Source organism: Desulfurobacterium sp., assembly GCF_027028515.1.
Taxonomy (GTDB): domain Bacteria; phylum Aquificota; class Aquificia; order Desulfurobacteriales; family Desulfurobacteriaceae; genus Desulfurobacterium_A.
The window spans coordinates 17,158-34,117 of the sequence record NZ_JALVIW010000049.1; the positions used below are offsets into that span (position 1 = coordinate 17,158).

The 16,960-nt window shown below is 37.9% G+C and carries 18 protein-coding genes; 8 read left to right on the top strand and 10 right to left on the bottom strand.

The genetic code is table 11. The features are described 5' to 3' along the window. Window positions 1-3: 3 nt before the first annotated feature. The 7 genes from MV676_RS04380 to MV676_RS04410 all read left to right on the top strand — a co-directional run bounded on the left by MV676_RS04380 (window position 4) and on the right by MV676_RS04410 (window position 6,727). A complete protein-coding gene (locus MV676_RS04380) occupies window positions 4-693 on the top strand; it encodes a PilZ domain-containing protein (RefSeq protein ID WP_297445558.1) in 690 nt (229 codons plus the stop codon). A gap of 79 nt (window positions 694-772) precedes the next feature. Then, the gene (locus MV676_RS04385) at window positions 773-1,090 is read left to right on the top strand and encodes a hypothetical protein (RefSeq protein ID WP_297445559.1); all 318 of its coding nucleotides are present in this window, start codon (window positions 773-775) and stop codon (window positions 1,088-1,090) included. Beyond that, window positions 1,087-4,533, top strand: coding sequence for a PilC/PilY family type IV pilus protein (locus tag MV676_RS04390; protein ID WP_297445560.1), 3,447 nt, complete (start codon window positions 1,087-1,089; stop codon window positions 4,531-4,533). Before MV676_RS04385 ends, MV676_RS04390 begins: the two co-directional genes overlap by 4 nt. Further along, the gene (locus MV676_RS04395; RefSeq protein ID WP_297445562.1) at window positions 4,505-4,951 is read left to right on the top strand and encodes a prepilin-type N-terminal cleavage/methylation domain-containing protein; all 447 of its coding nucleotides are present in this window, start codon (window positions 4,505-4,507) and stop codon (window positions 4,949-4,951) included. The genes MV676_RS04390 and MV676_RS04395 overlap by 29 nt, the downstream gene beginning before the upstream one ends. Beyond that, window positions 4,951-5,370 (top strand): type II secretion system protein, encoded by a 420-nt coding sequence (locus tag MV676_RS04400; protein ID WP_297445564.1) that lies wholly within the window; start codon window positions 4,951-4,953, stop codon window positions 5,368-5,370. Before MV676_RS04395 ends, MV676_RS04400 begins: the two co-directional genes overlap by 1 nt. Next, window positions 5,367-6,302, top strand: a complete 936-nt coding sequence (locus MV676_RS04405; protein WP_297445565.1) for a hypothetical protein — start codon at window positions 5,367-5,369, stop codon at window positions 6,300-6,302. The genes MV676_RS04400 and MV676_RS04405 overlap by 4 nt, the downstream gene beginning before the upstream one ends. A 14-nt stretch (window positions 6,303-6,316) precedes the next feature. Continuing rightward, a complete protein-coding gene (locus MV676_RS04410; RefSeq protein ID WP_022846411.1) occupies window positions 6,317-6,727 on the top strand; it encodes a hypothetical protein in 411 nt (136 codons plus the stop codon). A gap of 658 nt (window positions 6,728-7,385) precedes the next feature. On the opposite strand, the gene MV676_RS04415 is transcribed toward MV676_RS04410, so the two are convergent. The 5 genes from MV676_RS04415 to MV676_RS04435 are packed head-to-tail and all read right to left on the bottom strand — an operon-like array spanning window position 7,386 to window position 12,294. After that, window positions 7,386-8,612, bottom strand: coding sequence for a LysM peptidoglycan-binding domain-containing protein (locus MV676_RS04415; protein ID WP_297445567.1), 1,227 nt, complete (start codon window positions 8,610-8,612; stop codon window positions 7,386-7,388). Continuing rightward, window positions 8,591-9,892 (bottom strand): FADH(2)-oxidizing methylenetetrahydrofolate--tRNA-(uracil(54)-C(5))-methyltransferase TrmFO, encoded by a 1,302-nt coding sequence (trmFO, locus tag MV676_RS04420; protein WP_297445568.1) that lies wholly within the window; start codon window positions 9,890-9,892, stop codon window positions 8,591-8,593. The genes MV676_RS04415 and trmFO overlap by 22 nt, the downstream gene beginning before the upstream one ends. After that, window positions 9,889-10,971 carry a peptide chain release factor 1 gene (gene prfA / locus MV676_RS04425; protein WP_027719946.1) on the bottom strand — a complete coding sequence of 361 codons (1,083 nt, stop codon included), beginning with the start codon at window positions 10,969-10,971 and terminating at the stop codon, window positions 9,889-9,891. Before prfA ends, trmFO begins: the two co-directional genes overlap by 4 nt. A gap of 26 nt (window positions 10,972-10,997) precedes the next feature. Next, on the bottom strand, window positions 10,998-11,522 hold the full coding sequence (gene def, locus MV676_RS04430) for a peptide deformylase (protein ID WP_297445571.1): 525 nt from the start codon (window positions 11,520-11,522) through the stop codon (window positions 10,998-11,000). Next, on the bottom strand, window positions 11,497-12,294 hold the full coding sequence (locus MV676_RS04435) for a sugar phosphate isomerase/epimerase family protein (RefSeq protein WP_297445572.1): 798 nt from the start codon (window positions 12,292-12,294) through the stop codon (window positions 11,497-11,499). The genes def and MV676_RS04435 overlap by 26 nt, the downstream gene beginning before the upstream one ends. Before the next feature lie 163 nt (window positions 12,295-12,457). Between MV676_RS04435 and MV676_RS04440 the strand changes: the two genes are divergently transcribed. Next, a complete protein-coding gene (locus MV676_RS04440; RefSeq protein WP_297445573.1) occupies window positions 12,458-12,670 on the top strand; it encodes a hypothetical protein in 213 nt (70 codons plus the stop codon). 83 nt (window positions 12,671-12,753) lie between these two features. Here the strand turns inward: MV676_RS04440 and ilvD are convergent, their stop codons facing one another. The 5 genes from ilvD to hemW form a co-directional block, all read right to left on the bottom strand. Further along, window positions 12,754-14,406 carry a dihydroxy-acid dehydratase gene (ilvD, locus tag MV676_RS04445; RefSeq protein ID WP_297445574.1) on the bottom strand — a complete coding sequence of 551 codons (1,653 nt, stop codon included), beginning with the start codon at window positions 14,404-14,406 and terminating at the stop codon, window positions 12,754-12,756. Continuing rightward, on the bottom strand, window positions 14,396-14,632 hold the full coding sequence (locus tag MV676_RS04450; protein WP_022846422.1) for a YdcH family protein: 237 nt from the start codon (window positions 14,630-14,632) through the stop codon (window positions 14,396-14,398). The genes ilvD and MV676_RS04450 overlap by 11 nt, the downstream gene beginning before the upstream one ends. Then, the gene (gene rimI, locus MV676_RS04455) at window positions 14,568-15,083 is read right to left on the bottom strand and encodes a ribosomal protein S18-alanine N-acetyltransferase (RefSeq protein ID WP_297445575.1); all 516 of its coding nucleotides are present in this window, start codon (window positions 15,081-15,083) and stop codon (window positions 14,568-14,570) included. Before rimI ends, MV676_RS04450 begins: the two co-directional genes overlap by 65 nt. Continuing rightward, entirely contained in the window at window positions 15,046-15,717 is a 672-nt protein-coding gene (tsaB, locus tag MV676_RS04460) for a tRNA (adenosine(37)-N6)-threonylcarbamoyltransferase complex dimerization subunit type 1 TsaB (RefSeq protein ID WP_297445576.1), read from the bottom strand. Before tsaB ends, rimI begins: the two co-directional genes overlap by 38 nt. Before the next feature lie 64 nt (window positions 15,718-15,781). Next, the gene (gene hemW / locus MV676_RS04465; protein WP_297445577.1) at window positions 15,782-16,900 is read right to left on the bottom strand and encodes a radical SAM family heme chaperone HemW; all 1,119 of its coding nucleotides are present in this window, start codon (window positions 16,898-16,900) and stop codon (window positions 15,782-15,784) included. Window positions 16,901-16,960 lie beyond the last annotated feature (60 nt).

Below are 16,960 nucleotides of genomic sequence, written 5' to 3' on the forward strand. Positions count from 1 at the left end.
ATTGTGGATTCATTTAAGCAGTTAGTTTTGCAGTGGCTTAAGGAAAAAACTGAAAAAGAGGAACCGCTTGAAGTTATAAGTTTTTATAATGAAGTGCCTGTAAGGGTGAAGATAAAACCTTTATCCATAGAGAATTTTAAAGTGGTGGGATGGAAGGGAAATTCTAAAATTCTTCCGGCAATAGATCAAACTCAGAAGTTTTTCATAAGTTTTTTTCATCCTGAATACAGGGAAAATCGGATTCTTTCAGCGGGTGTTCTCTATTACAACAATGATTATATAGAAACGACGTTTCCATCTCTTACTGTTGAACCTAAATTCAACAGAGCTGCCGTTAGAATAACTGTTTCGGAATTTAAGCCTGTGTATGCTGATATAAAAGCTGAAGGTGTTACTCTTTCCACAAAAGTTGCTGATATAAGTGAGGGAGGAATAGGTGTTTTTTTAGATAAAGGGGTGTTAAAATTAGGAGAGGATGTTATTTTGACACTTAAGTTTCCAGATGGTGCTGTAATTAGCAATGTTCCTGCGAAAGTTGTTCATATTGAACTTGTTCCCGGGAATAAGAAAGAAGAAAAGGCCGGTTTAGCATTTGTGTCACTGAAAGAAAAGTGCAGAAATGTTATAAGTAAGTACATCATTCAACGTCAAAAAGAAATTATTGCTGAATTTAAAATGCTGACCGATGAATAATTTGATATTTGATATTGACAAATTTACTTCTGAATCTAATAATATATTTTGTAATATTTGAATTAGAGGAGAAGTGATAATGCCATTAGAAAAACTTTCTATTAAAAAAAGGAAGATTAAATATACACTTATTTTGTTGTTTGTGCTTTTCTTTTTACGGGGAATTTTATTGGCTGATTTGAGTTTAGCTTATTCTAACTTTAAAGTGCCTGCCAAATTTGAGGCTAAAGTAGTTTCTGTTAATCCTCTGGTAATTAAAATTTTAACCGGCCCATTTAGGCAGCGTTTATTGAAACTTAAATCAAAAACAGTCTTTAACAAGGGAGATGTTCTAATTTGCGTAGTTGATAAAACTGGAAAAGTTCAGTGTTTTAAATATGGCGGAGAGCCAAGATGAGAAAGTTTCTGATTTTTTTTATGTTTTTGCTTACTTTTGGAAGATCTTATGCTGGAAGCCTTAATCCATATTTTTCCCTGCCTCCTTTTCTTCAGCAGGGAAAGTTTGCTAATCTGATGCTGGTTCTTGATTATAGTGGCAGTATGAATGATTATGCTTACTTTGATACTTATAACGACAGCAGTAACTACTATGGTTATTTTATTGGTAAACAGAAGTATAGTCTGGAAACATTTGTAACGGATGATGGAAATTATGTTTATGTGTGGGTGCCTTCTTCTTCTGGTGATACCGGCAATTATTTGAACTGGGAGTATATGCGGAAAATAGATATTCTGCGCTGGATACTTACAGGGGGACCGGTTAAAAAGCTGACACTTGTTTCACATGGAAAGAAAGTTTCCGGCTACTATGTTTTATTGAAAACGATGGAAGGAAAAAGATATATACCAGTTAAGTACGTGACTTCTTACAACAGCACTACAGGCCAGGTTGAAGGTGTGTTGCAAAAGATAGAAAGATTAAAAGAGCATCCTCGTGTTGGCCTTGAAATATTTTCAGGGACAAATGTCGTAAGAAAATGGATTTATCCATCCTTTAAATATAAAAAAGTTATTTCAGCAATAAATTATAAACCTGCAAAAGATGGCACTCCCACCGGGGAAGCTCTTGACGAGGTTAGAAGGTATTTTTCCCGTGAAGATGGAGTGTGGGGAGGATTCAAAAAATCTGATTCCAGTTACGTAGATCCGTATAAGTTTAAAATAAACGGTACCTGGATGGATGTTCACTGCACGAAAAACTATGTTCTTTTGATCAGTGATGGTGCATGGAATGGACATAAATTTTCTAAAAGACTTAGGGACCTGGATTGTAAGCATGGAAGTTACCCTATTATAGATCCTGTGGATGCGAGTGCTCCTTATGCTTGCACTATAGATCCTGTTCAGCCTGCTTATGAAATGTGGGAAGGGGGGTATGCTGATTTAGTGCCTGATTTGAAAGGAAGGCAAAACGTGAAAGTTTATACCGTTTCAGCTTTTATAAATAGTTCTAAGTTTGATGATATTGTAGGCTTGAACGCTCTAAAGAACATAGCGGTTTTTGGTGGATATAAAGGAAGCTTCTCTGATGAACTACCGTCAGGTTATTCTTCTGTTCCGCCACAACCTGTGTGTTCTGTGACACAATCCCCGCCGTGTGGATCTTTTGTTAGCCTTCCATCTTCCTCTTCTGATTGGGATGCAGATGGTGATGGCAGGCCTGATGATTTTTATCCTGGTAATAATCCGGCAGCACTGAAAAAGGCGATAGAAAATATATTTGCCGCTATATTAAAGGATGCTTTTTCTGGAACTTCAGCTGGTATTCTGCCGGAAAGAAAGAAATCAGGAGTGGTGGCAGAACAAACCTTGTTTTATCCTCGCAAAGATTTTTCAGGAAAAAATGTTGATTGGCCGGGTTATCTATATACCTGGTGGCTTTTAAACAAGAAAGCTGTTCAAAACATAAGAGAAGATACAAATCTCAATAAGATTCTTGACATTAAAGATGACCGTATTCTTAGATGGCGAGTTGATCCGGATACAGGAAAAGTTTCCATAGATTTGTATAGCAGTTATTTGAACGGTACTGCCAAGAGGAAAATAGCTACTTATGATACATTTGACGATCTTCATCCTGTTTGGGAAGCTGGTGAAAATCTCGCGTTTACATCACCAGATAGCAGAGAAATCTTTACCGACATCAAGGGCAGACTTGTTGAATTTAATACTTTTAATAAAGACCTTATATCAGAATATGTAGGGGATTTAACAGAACCTTCGTGTTTAAATAATGATGTAGCAAATCTGATTGCTTTCATTAGAGGAAAAGATGTAAAAGGATGTAGAATTAGAGATATAGACGATTCAGGAGATACCTGGAAACTGGGGGACATTATTTATTCTTCTCCTACTATTGTTAAATATCCTGATTACAGCGTTGTATTTGTTGGAGCTAATGATGGGATGCTTCACGCTTTTAGACTCGGTTATGTTAAAGATCTTGACAGCAGCCTTCACCCTGTAAAGCTTACAGATAGTTTTAACTCAACATCTCAAGATTTGTTAGGAGAGGAATTGTGGGCGTTTATTCCATCTAATGCTCTTCCTTACCTGAAATATCTTGCTTCTCCAAATTATGAACACACTTACTATGTTGATTTAAAACCATTTATTGTCACTTATAAAAGCAGAATAATTTTGATAGGCGGAATGAGGTTTGGAGGGGTTCCCGGAAATTCCAGGAGGTTGACTCCACCACCAAACGATGCAGGTGTTGGCTACTCTTCTTATTTTGCTCTTGACGTTACAGATCCTGAGAACCCGAAGTTTTTGTGGGAGTTTAGTTCTAAATCTCTTGGATTTTCCTATTCCGGCCCTGCTGTAATAAATAAAGGTGACAAGATTTATGTTATGTTTGCTTCTGGACCTACTGACTATAACGGTGATGTTGATCAGCCTCTTTCTGTTTACATTTTGGATTTGTTGACAGGGAAAGAAATTAGAAATGTAACAATTGATGAACTGCCGAACACCTTTGCGGGACGCCTTTTTACCAATGGGCTCGATGTTAATGATGATGGAAAAACAGACTTTGTCTTTTTTGGTTATTCAAAGAAATTTGCAGACATGCAGGACTGGAAAGGAGGAATAATCGTTGCAGATGTTAGGAGTGATGATCCAGTTAACTGGAAGTTTAATATATACCTTAAAAATAAAATCCCACCAGTAACTTCAAAAGTAGCAGTTGGTAAATATTTTGGGAGATATTACATTTTCTTTGGTACAGGTCGCTGGTTTTATAAAGAAGATAATCCGAACCCTGAAGTAGCAAATAGGATTTATGGACTTCCTCTGATTCATTCTGGAGACAACTGGAGTTTACCTGATGCAAGTTCCATTGTTGATGTTACAGAGACTTCTGCCTCAGTTTGTTCTATTTCTTCAACTTTGCCTTTAGGTTGGTACATAAAACTGAATACTGATGATGATGGATACCTTAAAGAGCGCTTAATTTCAGACCCAACGATAACTGATCTGAATGTTGTTGCATTTGTAACTACAGAACCAACAGCAGATGTATGTGGTTTTGGCGGCCGTTCAAGGATATGGCTTCTAAACGGAGCGTCGGGGAGCAGCATTTTTGATAACTGCACGAGATATTCAATGGATCGAAAAAATTTGAAAGGTTCTCTACTTGTGCAGCTTTCTACTGCTGCTATTCACAAAGTTAGTCTTAAAAGTGAAGCTTCACAATTTGATAATACAACAAACAAAAGAACTGTTTTAAATTCAGATACAGGTTCTGGCTGGTTTACTGGTGTGGCACCTGAAGGTGGAGCTAAATTTGTACCACCCTCTGGAGGGAAAGGTGAGCTTCTGTTATGGATGGAAAAATAGAGCTTTTACTTTACTTGAGCTTTTGATAGTTATAGCTTTGGTAGCTATTCTTGCTTTTGCGGGAATCTTAAAGTACAAAAACTGGATAGATTCAAATACAATAAATACAGAAATCCGCCGGATGGCTTCGATGCTGCAGAATTTGAGAATGAAGGCTTTTTCTCAGAAAAGGCAGTTTAAAGTATATATTAGTCCTGGTAAGCATCGGTTATTGATATACATGTGGGATGGTAGTAGCTGGAAAAGTTACAAAAATTACGATTTAAAAGAACCTTTTGTGCAGACCGCTCCCGTTATCATTACAGATAAAGGAACTTTTAATGCTACTTCTAAAATTATTTATAAAGGTGATTTTAATTATCAGGGAGATAACTGCATAATCATAGACAGAACAGACGTGAGGATTAGTCGTTGTTGATGAGAAAAGGATTTACGTTGCTTGAAGTTCTAATAGCATTTGTAATTTTTTCTATAGTTATGATTGCTTTGCTTGACTCTGCAGGATTTTATTATCGGATAAGCGTAGAAAATGACCTTTTAAATGCTGCTTCTAAAATTGCAAGAGAAAATCTTGAATCTGTTCGCAACATGGACTACAACTTTGTCACAGCATCAGTTCTTGATAATGGAACCAGTTCTTGCAGAGAAGCCTTGACAACAGGTAAAAATCTCGAAATAGTGCAGCTTAGGAATCAAAATTTTGCTTTTGGAAAATATTTTAATGTTATTGTTGATCCTACTCTGGACATAAAACAAGTTACAGTGTATGTTTGCTGGAATTATAATGGTAAATTTCATCAGCTTGATTATTCTACAGTGGTAAGGGAAAAAGAATGAGAAAGGCACTTACTTTGCTTGAGTTATTAGTTGCTGTTTTTGCTGCTACAATGGTAATGTCTGCAGTTTATGTTGTGTATACGAGACTTCTCGGAACATATACTCAGGAATCTTCATATCAGTCTTCCGACATAAAAAGGGTTTTGGGACTTGAAATATTGAGGCAGGACATAGAAAATGCAAGACTTGGAGTGGGAAAAAACGAAACGGCTATACCTGTTGAATGGAATATGACTAAAAACGAGTTGGTTTTAAGGACTCTTTACGATATTCTGGACCAGAAAACGTCAGGATGGCAGATTGTAGATTGTTCTTCTGGCAGTGCAAAAGTTCTGGTAGATAGATTTTCTCCAGAACTGCATGTTGGGCAAGCAGTGTATTTATCTATTAATGGAACTATTGCAAGTGGTCTTTCAAGTTATTTAACCTGTCCAGGGAATGGGACTTATATTGTTTATCCTGCTTTTACCGTCTCTGCTCCTTCTGCTTGCAGCTCTCAGTACTGTAGGGGAATAATTTATCAGATTTTGAATGTTGACGTTCCAGATTATTGTGCCGCTGGAACTGGAGAGCTGATACGAGAAGTTAAGGGTACATCGCAACAGGATCCTATACTTGATTGTGTTGCAGATTTTGATGTGAGGTTTGATTGGGATTTAAATGGAGATGGAATCATTGAACAGAACGAAAGATATTTACCTGTTTCTGCAATAGGAAATTTTTCTGCTGCTGATGAAAGAAAAAGGTTGAAATTGGTTACCGTTTTCATTGTTGTTCAGCAAGGCAGGCGGGACGTAAAATATAAATTTACAAATCAGTTGAGAGATGCAGGAATAGATTTTACTGCCAGGATTAGGGCTCGCATAGGGAAAAACTGGCAGCAATATAGGTGGAAGCTGATTAAGTTTTCCGTTAAACCAATGAATTTATAATTTTTGGAGGAGCATTGAATAAAAGGAAAGGTATAGTTTTAATAGTAACTTTAATTGTAACCTTCATCGCTTCAGCTTTTATTGCTGCACTTTTATATATACTTTTTAACAATGTCATAATTGTTGGTAGTAAAAAACGGTATTCTGGTTCGCTTGAAGTTGCTAAAGGGGTTTCTTCATATTTAATGGAATTGATGGACGATGATAAGTTGTGTTCATATACTGATTGTTCTAAAACAAATCAGCCTATTCAATTAGGTTCGTATGCTTCTTTTGGAGATTACAGTACAACAGCTACACTTATAAGGCGGATAGACCTTACTAACAGAGGGAAAGGAGTTGTTTATTCGGTTGAAGTTGTGGTGAGAAATAAAAAAGTTCCTTCGGAACATTCTATAGTAGATTTTGTTTATAGAGTTTATTGAAGCAATAATCAATATTTTTTATGATTGTGTTAATAATTTTATAAAGGCTTGATGTGTCCTGTCTCTTAGTATGGTGCTATAGAGACTATAATAGATGTTTTAGAAGCAGCTTCTTTAGCATGGCAATTTTAGAGGGTGTAGTAGTAACTGATACAAGTAGCCATAGATAATGCACGTCATTATAACTGGGATTGGTAGATCTTTGTGGAGTAAATTTATGAAAAGATTATTAAGCATAATAGTTTCAATACCGATTGTTGGTGGGGCAAGTTTACTACTTAAACATAAATTTCCTGCTATAGAGAATCGCGAGATTATATATCTAACTATACAAAGTGGGTTATTCTTAATTACTTATTTTGTGTTCCGATTTTTTATTTTAGACAACTTATTTTAGACAGTAGAAAGGTAGTGTATGATAGTTAGATATTACAAATAACTTTAGAAGGAACAGGCAAGTAGAGGCAAAGAAAGCTCTAAAGGGTTTCGAAAGATTCAATAAGAAATGGGAGTCAAAGTATTCCAAGTACAACAGGCATAGGTGATCCAACACAATAGATTTCTTGAGGCTAAAGAAGAGGTTCATGATATGTCCCTCATGACTACATAAAATTATTAGCACGACCCTTCCAGCTTCTTGCATATAATACAACTTAATTTAATATATTATTAAATTGATTCCTCTTGAGATAAGATACGGAATCTCTTCCGGCTTTTCCACACCAGGTATGAGAAAGTACGTTCTGTTTGGTGTTTCTATAGAAAAACCTTTGATTTCAAATCTTGATCGCTTTCCCTCAGTTCCCGGCGGTTCCACTATTATGAGCTTTATTCTTTGTATTGCGAAAGGAATGGTGTTAACAGCTTCTCTTATGCTTTTTCCCATGTCTGGATAGACTTTTGCTATCGTGAAACCAGCCATCTTTTTTTCTGTTATCTCTTCTGGTGAGGTCATTTCTTTAACAACAAAAATTTTGTGCCTGTTGAAACTATAGCCGTTTCCATCTTTTATGGCTTTTTCTCCTGTTAGAAGGTGTATCAGCTCTGTGATTTTTTCTATATTTGTTCCTGTTAAAATTTTAAGCGTTCCAGGTTTTCCTTTTTCAAATTTTGCTTCTGGCTGTTCCACTGTGATTCCATAAGCTGATAAAAGGTTTTTAAGTTCTTTCGGCGTGTCGGGTGTAAGATTAAATATTTTTGTGCTTCCGGTTTCCATGTCATATATCAGGTAATCATAATGGTATGTTAACCTGTCAAATGTGCCGAGCTTTATCGTGCCGTTTGCTTCAAACGAACCGAATGTGTTCAGGAGATTTTCTTCAATGAGCTTTCTGAGCTGATTTTTATTTTTTATTACTTTGTATCCAATATTCTGCAGTTCTTTTATTTCCTGCTCCGTCAGGTTGTTGTTAAGGTCGATTATATAGCTGTTTCCGCCGGTTGTTACTACTGGATTTTGCTGAAGATTAACCATTCCTGAATTTAGCAAAATCATTCCTTTTTTGTAGGTTCTAGCACCTTTACCGTTTATTATAGGGGAAAAATCCGGAACTACATTGTTTGCTACTTTAAATTTTTCTTTTACTCCTTTCTTTTTTACGCCCGGTAGTGGAATTTTGAGAATGTGTCCCTTCAAAATAAGATTGGGGTTTTTAAGTTTATTTAGTTTGGCCACTTCACCTATCATTTTAAGGGGCAAATTATACTTTCTCAGAATTCCGTAAAGTGTGTCCCCCGGCTTTATTTTATAATAGATTATCTTTTTCCCGGTATTTTCTTGTGCCTTTCTAATTTTTATTATATTTATCTTATAGATATTCCTGCTACCGTAAGCCGGAGCAGGCAGAATGATTAGCAATGCTGCTATAAAACGTTTCCAGCCCATCTTTTCATATCCTTTAGAGCTTTTTCTGCCTGTATTTTTCGTCTAACCCTTTTACCTTTTGCTTTAACAGGTGGAAGAAGACCAAAATTTGCGTTCATAGGTTGAAATCTTTTAGAGTCAGCTTCAGTTATGTATTTTAACAAACCGCCTATCATTGTTGTAAGGGGTGGTGATACCGGTGCTTCACCTTTTAAAAGTTTTGCCACATTTATTCCTGCGATTATGCCACTTGCGGCAGATTCAGGATAGCCTTCTACGCCTGTTATCTGTCCAGCAAAGAGAATGTTTGGGTTTTTCTTCAGTTGAAGGGTTGGAAGCAATAGTTTAGGAGAGTTTATAAATGTATTTCTGTGAATGCTGCCATACCTTGCAAATTCAACGTTTTCAAGACCCGGAATGAGTCTAAACACCTTTTTCTGTGCAGGATAGGTAAGTTTTGTCTGAAATCCTACCATGTTAAGCAGTGTGCCTTCTCTGTTTTCTTTCCTTAGTTGAACTACGGCGAAAGGCCTTTTGCCCGTTTTAGGATCTATTAAACCCACAGGTTTGAGAGGTCCAAAAAGCAGTGTTTCTTTTCCCCTTTCTGCCATCTCCTCTATGGGCATGCATCCTTCAAAGTAGGCTTCCTTTTCAAACTCTTTTAGAGGGACTTTTTCCGCTTCCAATAAGGCGTTGTAGAACCGTTCGTACTCTTCCTTGGTCATTGGACAGTTCAGATAGTCGTTGCCTCCTTTACCGTACCGTGAATCCCAGAAACATTTTGAGTAGTCGATTGTATCAGCATAGACAATAGGTGCTATGGCGTCGTAGAAAGAAAGAGATTTTTCTCCAAGAAATTTAGTTAGGTATTGAGAAAGGGAATCTGAAGTTAAAGGGCCTGTTGCCACTATTGTAATTTCGTTTTCAGGAATTTTTGTAACTTCTTCTCTGGTAACTTCTATGAGAGGATGTTGCGATATTTTTTCTGTTATATAAGTCGCAAAGTCTTTTCTGTTTACCGCAAGTGCACCGCCTGCTGGAACGGCTGTTTTTTTAGCTGCTTCAACTATGAGTGAATTGAGGATTTCCATCTCTTTTTTCAGGAGACCTCTTGCGGTTGTTTCGTCAATTCCGCCAAGTGTGTTGCTACAGACGAGCTCTCCAAAAAGTTCTGTTTTGTGAGCAGGGGTCAGTTTTTTAGGTCTCATTTCGTAGAGAGTAACCGGAATACCTTTTTGCGCTAAATACCACGCCGCTTCGCTTCCTGCCAATCCTGCACCGATTACATTTACTTTTTTCATTGGTTGTCCTTTGTTACTAAATTCTCTATTTTTTTTGCCTGTTCAGCAGCAGCGAGGGCGTCTATCATTTCGTCCATTTCTCCGTCTAAGAATTGTTCGAGGTTGTAGAGGGTAAGTTTAATTCTATGGTCTGTTACTCTGTTTTCTGGAAAGTTGTACGTTCTGATTTTTTCGCTTCTATCCCCGCTTCCTATCTGGGAACGGCGGGTTGAATCAAGATGCTCTTTTTGTTGTCTTTCGTAGAGTTCTTTTAACCTTGCCCTTAAAATTTTCATTGCTTTTATTCTATTTTGAATCTGAGACCTTTCGTTTGAGCAGGTTACAACTATACCGGTTGGGATGTGTGTTATCCTGACGGCGGAATCTGTTGTGTTTACATGTTGACCACCTGCTCCTGAGGATCTGTAGGTGTCTATTTTAAGATCTTTTTCGTCAATTTTTATCTCGACGTCTTCTGCTTCTGGAAGAATTGCAACGGTGGCAGCTGACGTGTGAATTCTGCCGCCTGATTCTGTTACAGGGACTCTTTGAACTCTGTGAACGCCGCTTTCGTACTTTAACCTGCTATAGGCGCCTTTTCCGGATATCAGGGCAGATATTTCCTTGTAGCCGCCAAGTCCCGTTTCATTTGCAGACAGAATTTCTATTTTCCAGCCCTTTCTTTCAGCATATCTTGAATACATTCTAAATAGATCTGCTGCAAAGAGAGCAGCTTCTTCACCGCCTGTTCCGGCTCTTATTTCAAGGATTACACTTTTCTCATCGTTTGGATCTTTTGGAATTAAGAGCATTTTCAGTTGGCTTTCAAGTTCTTTTGCTTCCCTTTCAAGCTCTTTTTTTTCTTCTTTTGCAAGTTCTATGAACTCTTCGTCCTCACCGGAGTTCATCACCTCTATGGCTTCTTGAATGCCAGCAGCTACCTTTTTGTATTTTTGATATGTTTCATATATTGGTTGCAATTCTTTATGTTCGCGGGCAAGCTTCTTATACTTCCCGCTGTCTGATATTACATCTGGATTACTTAAAAGGCTTTCTATCTCTTTAAATCTTCTGCTTATCTCTTCAAGTCTTTCTATTATGACTTTTTCCATTAAACGCCCTCCGCCTATCTTTTCTTCATTTTTCTCTCATATTCTCTTTTAAGCTTTTTGTAGCGTTGAAGGGCGAGTCTTTTTTGTAGTGGTGAAAGTCTATCTATGAAGACTATACCGTTAAGGTGATCTATTTCGTGCTGAAGGGCTCTTGCTACAAGGTCTTCGCCTTCTATTTCGAAATCTTCTCCGTCAATATTCTGTGCTTTTACTTTTACGTAGGCAGCTCTTTTTACCTTCTTATAAAGACCTGGAAGTGACAGGCACCCTTCCTGATTTATCTGCTCACCTTCCATGGTGATAATTTCGGGATTGATTAGAACAATTTTGTTTTTCCCTTCTCTCTCTTTGCCAGCTTCAATGTCTATGACGACTATCCGTTTAAGAATGCCGACCTGATTGCCAGCAAGTCCAAGGCCACCTCTTTTGTACATTGTTTCAAACATTTCGTTGACAATGTTTCTTAATTTCTCATCAAATTCATTAACTTTTTCTGCCTTTTTTTTGAGTACTTCATCGGGATATATTCTTATTTCCATCTTCGTCTCCTGCTAAGTTGTTTATCAAAAATTGGAAAGATTCCATCTGATCTTTTTCAGTTTTGGCTTCTAGGGTAAGGATTAGTGGGTTTTCTCTGTTCTCTTTTAAAAAGTCGAATAAAGGTTGAAAGTTAAAAGTTCCGTTACCGGCAGCTATGTGGAGGTCGTTTATACCGTCGTTATCGTGAATATGAAATTCGAAAATTTTGTCTGCAAAGAGGTTAAGCCAATCTTCGAGTGGTAGTTTTGAAAAAATATTTAGATGTCCAACGTCAATACATATTCCCATGTTCTTTCTGTTCACCTTTTCTAAAAGTTCATTTAGGTAGTCTGGAACGTCGTCGAAAACATTTTCAACTGCTATTTTTGTTTCCGGGAATAGATCACACACTTCTTTAAATGTTTCTACACAATTTTTTATCCATCTGTCGTAAACAGGAAGAACTTTTCGGGGATAGAACCCGGAGTGAAAAACAATTACTTCAGGTTTTAATATCTCTGCTGCGGGTTTCAGCTCTTTAAACCGTTTTAGTGTTGCCTCCCGTACGTATTTGTCTATGGCGCCCGGGTTTAGATCCATAAACGGAGCGTGGAATGTTACCGGTTTATCGGCCAGTTTTTCGGCTAATTTTGAGAAAAACTTTAATGGTACTTTTTCAAGAACATCGGCCGTAAGTTGCAGTTCAATTCCGAGGTTTCTATTCAGGGTTCTCTCTATTCTCTCAGGGTTTTCTATGATGTCTCTTCCCGGTATATGACCTGTAATTTTCATTTATCACCCTCTCGGCACTAATGTAAAGAGAAATTTATGCAGTTATTGGGTTTAGAGCAAGAAAGGGTTGCTTTGACCGCGGAAATCTCTCTCTTACTTTCTTTTTCTATCTATTTGTATATGCTAAAATCTCTGTAATTATTATCTTTTTGAGGAGGAAGGGATGCGGAAACTGCTGCTGTTTTTATCCTGTTTTTTTGCCGTTTCTTCTGCTGCGTACGGCGGTAATGTTGATACCTTTGGTATAGGTTCTGCAGAAACGGCACTTGGCGGTGCTTACTCTGCTACGGCAGACGATCCTTATGCTGTTTACTACAATGCAATTCGACAGTTAGGTCGTTTTTACCGGTTTTTGATACTACAACTAGTAGTATGATAACGAATTTTTAAAAGAAGACAAACAAATAAAAATTTCTTTCAATTTATATAGGGGAGCTTAAAGCTCCCCTATATATTATTTCAAATTTCCTGAACTGCACCTTTTGAAGCCGAAGATACAAGTTTTGCATACTTCCTGAGAAGTTTTGATTTAACCTCTTTCTGGAGAGGTTTAAAGGTTTCAAGTCTTTTCTTGATTTCTTCTTCCGGGACTAAAAGTTCAAGTTTTCTCTCTGGAATATTAAGGTATATTTCGTCCCCGTCCTCAATGATTCCTATGATGCCACCTTCGGCAGCTTCAGGTGAAATGTGTCCAACGCAAGGACCGTGTGTTCCGCCGGAAAATCTTCCATCTGTTATGAGGGCTACGGATTCACCAAGTCCCATGCCCATGACGGCAGCAGTAACTGCTAACATTTCTCTCATGCCGGGACCGCCTTTTGGTCCTTCATATCTGATGACTATAACGTGGCCAGGCTTAATTTCGCCGTTCATCACGGCTTTCATAGCATCTTCTTCGCAGTTAAATACCTTTGCGGTACCTTTGAATACCTTCATCTTATCGCTAACGGCACCCTGTTTAATAACGGCGCCTTCCGGGGCAATATTCCCGTAGAGAATTGCAAGTCCTCCCTCTTTTTTATAAGGATTGTCCATTGGTCTTATGACGTCTTCGTCAAATATTCTTCCATTTGCTGCTACTTCCTTAATGGATTTTCCTGAGACGGTTGGGTTGTCTTCTATTAATGTTTGCAGTCTGTTCAGTACGCCAGGTATCCCACCGGCATAGTGGAGGTCTTCCATAAGGTATTTCCCGCCAGGTCTCATGCTGCATATTTTTGGAGTTTCTCGGCCTAAGTCGTCAAAGAGTTTAATGTCAAAAGGAACACTGGCTTCATAAGCTATTGCCGGAAGGTGCAGAACAGTATTTGTAGAACCGCCAAGGGCAAGGTCAACTCTTATCGCGTTTCTAAAGGCTTCTGGAGTCATGATATCTCTTGCTTTTATACCTTTCCTTACGAGCTCTACAATTCTTTCTCCAGATGCTTCAGCTATTCGTTTTTTCTCTGCTAATGGTGCCGGAGATGTTCCGCAGTAAGGGAGAGACATTCCTAAAGCTTCTGATAAGCATGCCATTGTATTTGCAGTGAACATTCCCTGACATGCACCGGAGGATGGGCATGCTGTTTGTTCGTATTCAAGGAGTTCTTCCAATGAGAGTTCACCAGCTTTGTACTTTCCGATGGCTTCAAATGTGTGGGTGACGAGATCAAGTCTCTCTTTCCCGCGCCTTCCTGCAAGCATTGGCCCTGCAGTTACGATTATTGCGGGAATGTTTACCCTTGCCGCTCCCATGAGCATTCCAGGGGTTATTTTGTCACATGCCGTTAGCAGAACGATACCGTCAAGTTGATGTGCGTTGACGACGTCTTCAACAGAATCAGCGATGATTTCTCTTAGAGGGAGAGAGAATTTCATTCCTTCATGTCCCATTGCTATACCGTCGCATATAGCAGGAACTCTAACAATAAATGGAGTGCCGCCGGCAGCAGCAACTCCTCTTTCTATAAACCTTTCAAGTGCGTACATATCTGCATGACCAGGAACAAGGTCTGTGTAGCTTGAAATTATTCCAATTAATGGTTTATCGATGTCTTCTCTTCTAATTCCTGTTGCCATCATGAGTGCACGGGCAGGTAGCTTTTCAAATTCTCTCAGAACGTCACTTCTCATTGTTTGCAGCCTCCTGAGCCTTTTTGATAAGCATAACCATTTCGTCTCTGAGTTTTAATCTTTCCTTTTTCATCCTGTCAAGTTCTGCTTCCTCTTTAGGTGTCAGGAAGGCTTTTTTTTCCATTTTATCTATAATGTCGTCAAGTTCCTGATGTTTTTTTTCAAGGGTTGCAAAGTGGTGGAACTTCTCCCTTGCCAGTTTCTTTAAGTTTTCGTCCCTGTACATCCTGTACCTCCGTTGGGTTTATTTTAAGCATGAGAACGAGGGCGTTATCCCCGTTCCTATAGTATTTTTTCCTTTCGGCGACCTTTTTAAATCCGAACTTTTTATAAAGGTTTATTGCAGGAAAATTTTTCTCCGATACTTCAAGAAAGATTGTAAAGGGTTTTCCGATTCTCTTTAGTTCTTCTATAACAGAGGTCATAAGTGCTGTTCCGATGCTCCTTCTCCTGTAATTTTCGCTGACAATAATAGCGTGAATTTCAACTTCATCTTCTACTATCCAGTATAAAACAAAACCGACGATTTTTCCATCTATCAGGGCGACTTTTCCCCTATATATGTTAGAAAAGAACTCTTTTGGGGATACGGGAAGGATAAGGTTAAGTCCTTTTTTAAGGTTCTCTATTTTCTTGAGGTCACTTATTTTCCAGTCTCTTATTTGAAGGTTTCGCATCTGGCTGCCTTATGTAGATAGGTTCAAGGGATTCTCTGTATCCGATTTTTAAAGCAAAAAGGGCTGCATTTAGAGCAAGGGATGTGTTTGCCCTTCTTTCTAATAGCCTGCTTGAAGATTGTATAAAGTTTCCTATTTCTGAATGGTCATTATAATTTCCGGTTATTATCATATTTCCCGGAATCCTTGAAATTTCGTTTATGACCTCTTTTGCAGAAAGATCTTTAGGAGGAATGATTACTTCATCTCTCTTTCGACAGTAAATGTAGTATTTGTTTTTTCGTCCCTCTACTATAACGAAAACTGGTAGATTCTCGCTCAAAAAGCTGAAGGAAAGGGCTTCCAATGTAGAAACGGTGCCTATTTTCTCTTTACCCACTACAGCTTTAAAAGCTTTTGCAAGGGATAGGCATATCCTGATTCCCGTAAATGATCCTGGACCAGATGTAAATATTATAAGATCAATAGGGTTAAATTTTCCTTTTCCAGTGCCCAGTATGGAGCTGAGTGCTTCAAATACTTTTGAGGAGTGCTCTCTGGGATAATTCCAGCTTTTGAAAAATAAGACTTTTTCATTATTGGTAAGTGCAACGCTTCCAAGAGGAAGACATGTATCAATACCAAGGATTGTCATTTAATTTACCACCCTGCAGTTAATATTAGCTACCTACATTATAGCAACTTTTGTAGAGATTTCGTTATACAGGAAAAATAATTTCTTCTCCTATTCTACTTATCAAGTAACTTGATACGAACAAGAATTCGGGATTTAATTTAAGTTTTCTTTTTTCAAGTATAAGTATTCTACTGTTTAACAGATTTTGCAAGAAAGGGCTTTTTTCTATTGAGTTTCTGACTACCTTTTCTTCTTCAACTTTAAGATTGACTCCGTTTGTTTTCCTTAATCCCATAGCAAGTTTTATTTTAAAGACTTCTTCTCTGCTCAAATTAACCTCTTCTTTATAGATAACTTTTCCAGACGAGATGGCGTTTTTATAGGCAAAGTAGTTATCTACGTTTTTTTGGTATTTATTACCAAGTAAAGAGGCCGCAGAGGGGCCTATACCGAGATAGTTTTTCATATCCCAGTAAGCAAGGTTGTGTTTACACTTAAATTGGAGTTTTGAGAAATTCGATATTTCGTATTGGTAAAAGCCGCCAGTTGATAGTTTCTCCACTATCAGTGAGTAGTATTTGCTGAAGGTTTCTTCTGAAGGAAGAGCGTATTTCTTTTCTTTAAACAGTCTATGGAACGGAGTTTTCTCGTAAATGGTTAAAGCGTAAGTTGACACGTGTTTTAATGGAAATTTCATGAGGGTTTTAAGGTCTTTCTCTATACTTTTTTCGTCCTGTCCCGGAATCCCGAAAATCAGGTCTATGGAAACATTATCAAAGATAGATAGTGCTGTTTCTATACTTTTAATTCCTTTTGTTCCCGTGTGTCTTCTTTTTAGGATTTTTAAAAGTGAGTCGTCAAAAGTTTGTATTCCAAGACTTATTCTGTTTACACCAGCAGATTTTAAACCTCTAAGGTATTCATGGTTTACATCGTCAGGATTGACTTCTACAGTTATCTCTTCTGCTTCCGGGAATAAGGAGATTATATGCTCAAAAAATGAAGGTGGCATGAGGGAGGGAGTACCTCCCCCAAAATATATGGTTTTAGGCTTTACCCTTAGTTTTTTCAATTTAAGTTCTTCTTTTAGTAGATTTAGATAACATTCAGGTTCTACTTTACCTGTTGTAGAGTAGAAATCACAGTAGGGACATTTTGTCCGGCAAAATGGTACATGTACGTAGAGGTGGCCCACTTCCATCTTATTTGAAACTGTAAGAAATGGTTATTACTGGTAGTGGGACAAAGTTGGCACCAAAGA

What these genes read in the sequence shown, in the direction of transcription:
- MV676_RS04385 (WP_297445559.1), top strand. Translation starts at nt 773, where the DNA reads ATGCCATTAGAAAAACTTTCTATTAAAAAAAGGAAGATTAAATATACA.
- MV676_RS04390 (WP_297445560.1), top strand. Translation starts at nt 1,087, where the DNA reads ATGAGAAAGTTTCTGATTTTTTTTATGTTTTTGCTTACTTTTGGAAGA.
- MV676_RS04400 (WP_297445564.1), top strand. Translation starts at nt 4,951, where the DNA reads ATGAGAAAAGGATTTACGTTGCTTGAAGTTCTAATAGCATTTGTAATT.
- MV676_RS04405 (WP_297445565.1), top strand. Translation starts at nt 5,367, where the DNA reads ATGAGAAAGGCACTTACTTTGCTTGAGTTATTAGTTGCTGTTTTTGCT.
- MV676_RS04415 (WP_297445567.1), bottom strand. Translation starts at nt 8,612, where the DNA reads ATGGGCTGGAAACGTTTTATAGCAGCATTGCTAATCATTCTGCCTGCT.
- trmFO (WP_297445568.1), bottom strand. Translation starts at nt 9,892, where the DNA reads ATGAAAAAAGTAAATGTAATCGGTGCAGGATTGGCAGGAAGCGAAGCG.
- def (WP_297445571.1), bottom strand. Translation starts at nt 11,522, where the DNA reads ATGGAAATAAGAATATATCCCGATGAAGTACTCAAAAAAAAGGCAGAA.
- MV676_RS04435 (WP_297445572.1), bottom strand. Translation starts at nt 12,294, where the DNA reads ATGAAAATTACAGGTCATATACCGGGAAGAGACATCATAGAAAACCCT.
- MV676_RS04440 (WP_297445573.1), top strand. Translation starts at nt 12,458, where the DNA reads ATGCGGAAACTGCTGCTGTTTTTATCCTGTTTTTTTGCCGTTTCTTCT.
- ilvD (WP_297445574.1), bottom strand. Translation starts at nt 14,406, where the DNA reads ATGAGAAGTGACGTTCTGAGAGAATTTGAAAAGCTACCTGCCCGTGCA.
- MV676_RS04450 (WP_022846422.1), bottom strand. Translation starts at nt 14,632, where the DNA reads ATGTACAGGGACGAAAACTTAAAGAAACTGGCAAGGGAGAAGTTCCAC.
- rimI (WP_297445575.1), bottom strand. Translation starts at nt 15,083, where the DNA reads ATGCGAAACCTTCAAATAAGAGACTGGAAAATAAGTGACCTCAAGAAA.
- tsaB (WP_297445576.1), bottom strand. Translation starts at nt 15,717, where the DNA reads ATGACAATCCTTGGTATTGATACATGTCTTCCTCTTGGAAGCGTTGCA.
- hemW (WP_297445577.1), bottom strand. Translation starts at nt 16,900, where the DNA reads ATGGAAGTGGGCCACCTCTACGTACATGTACCATTTTGCCGGACAAAA.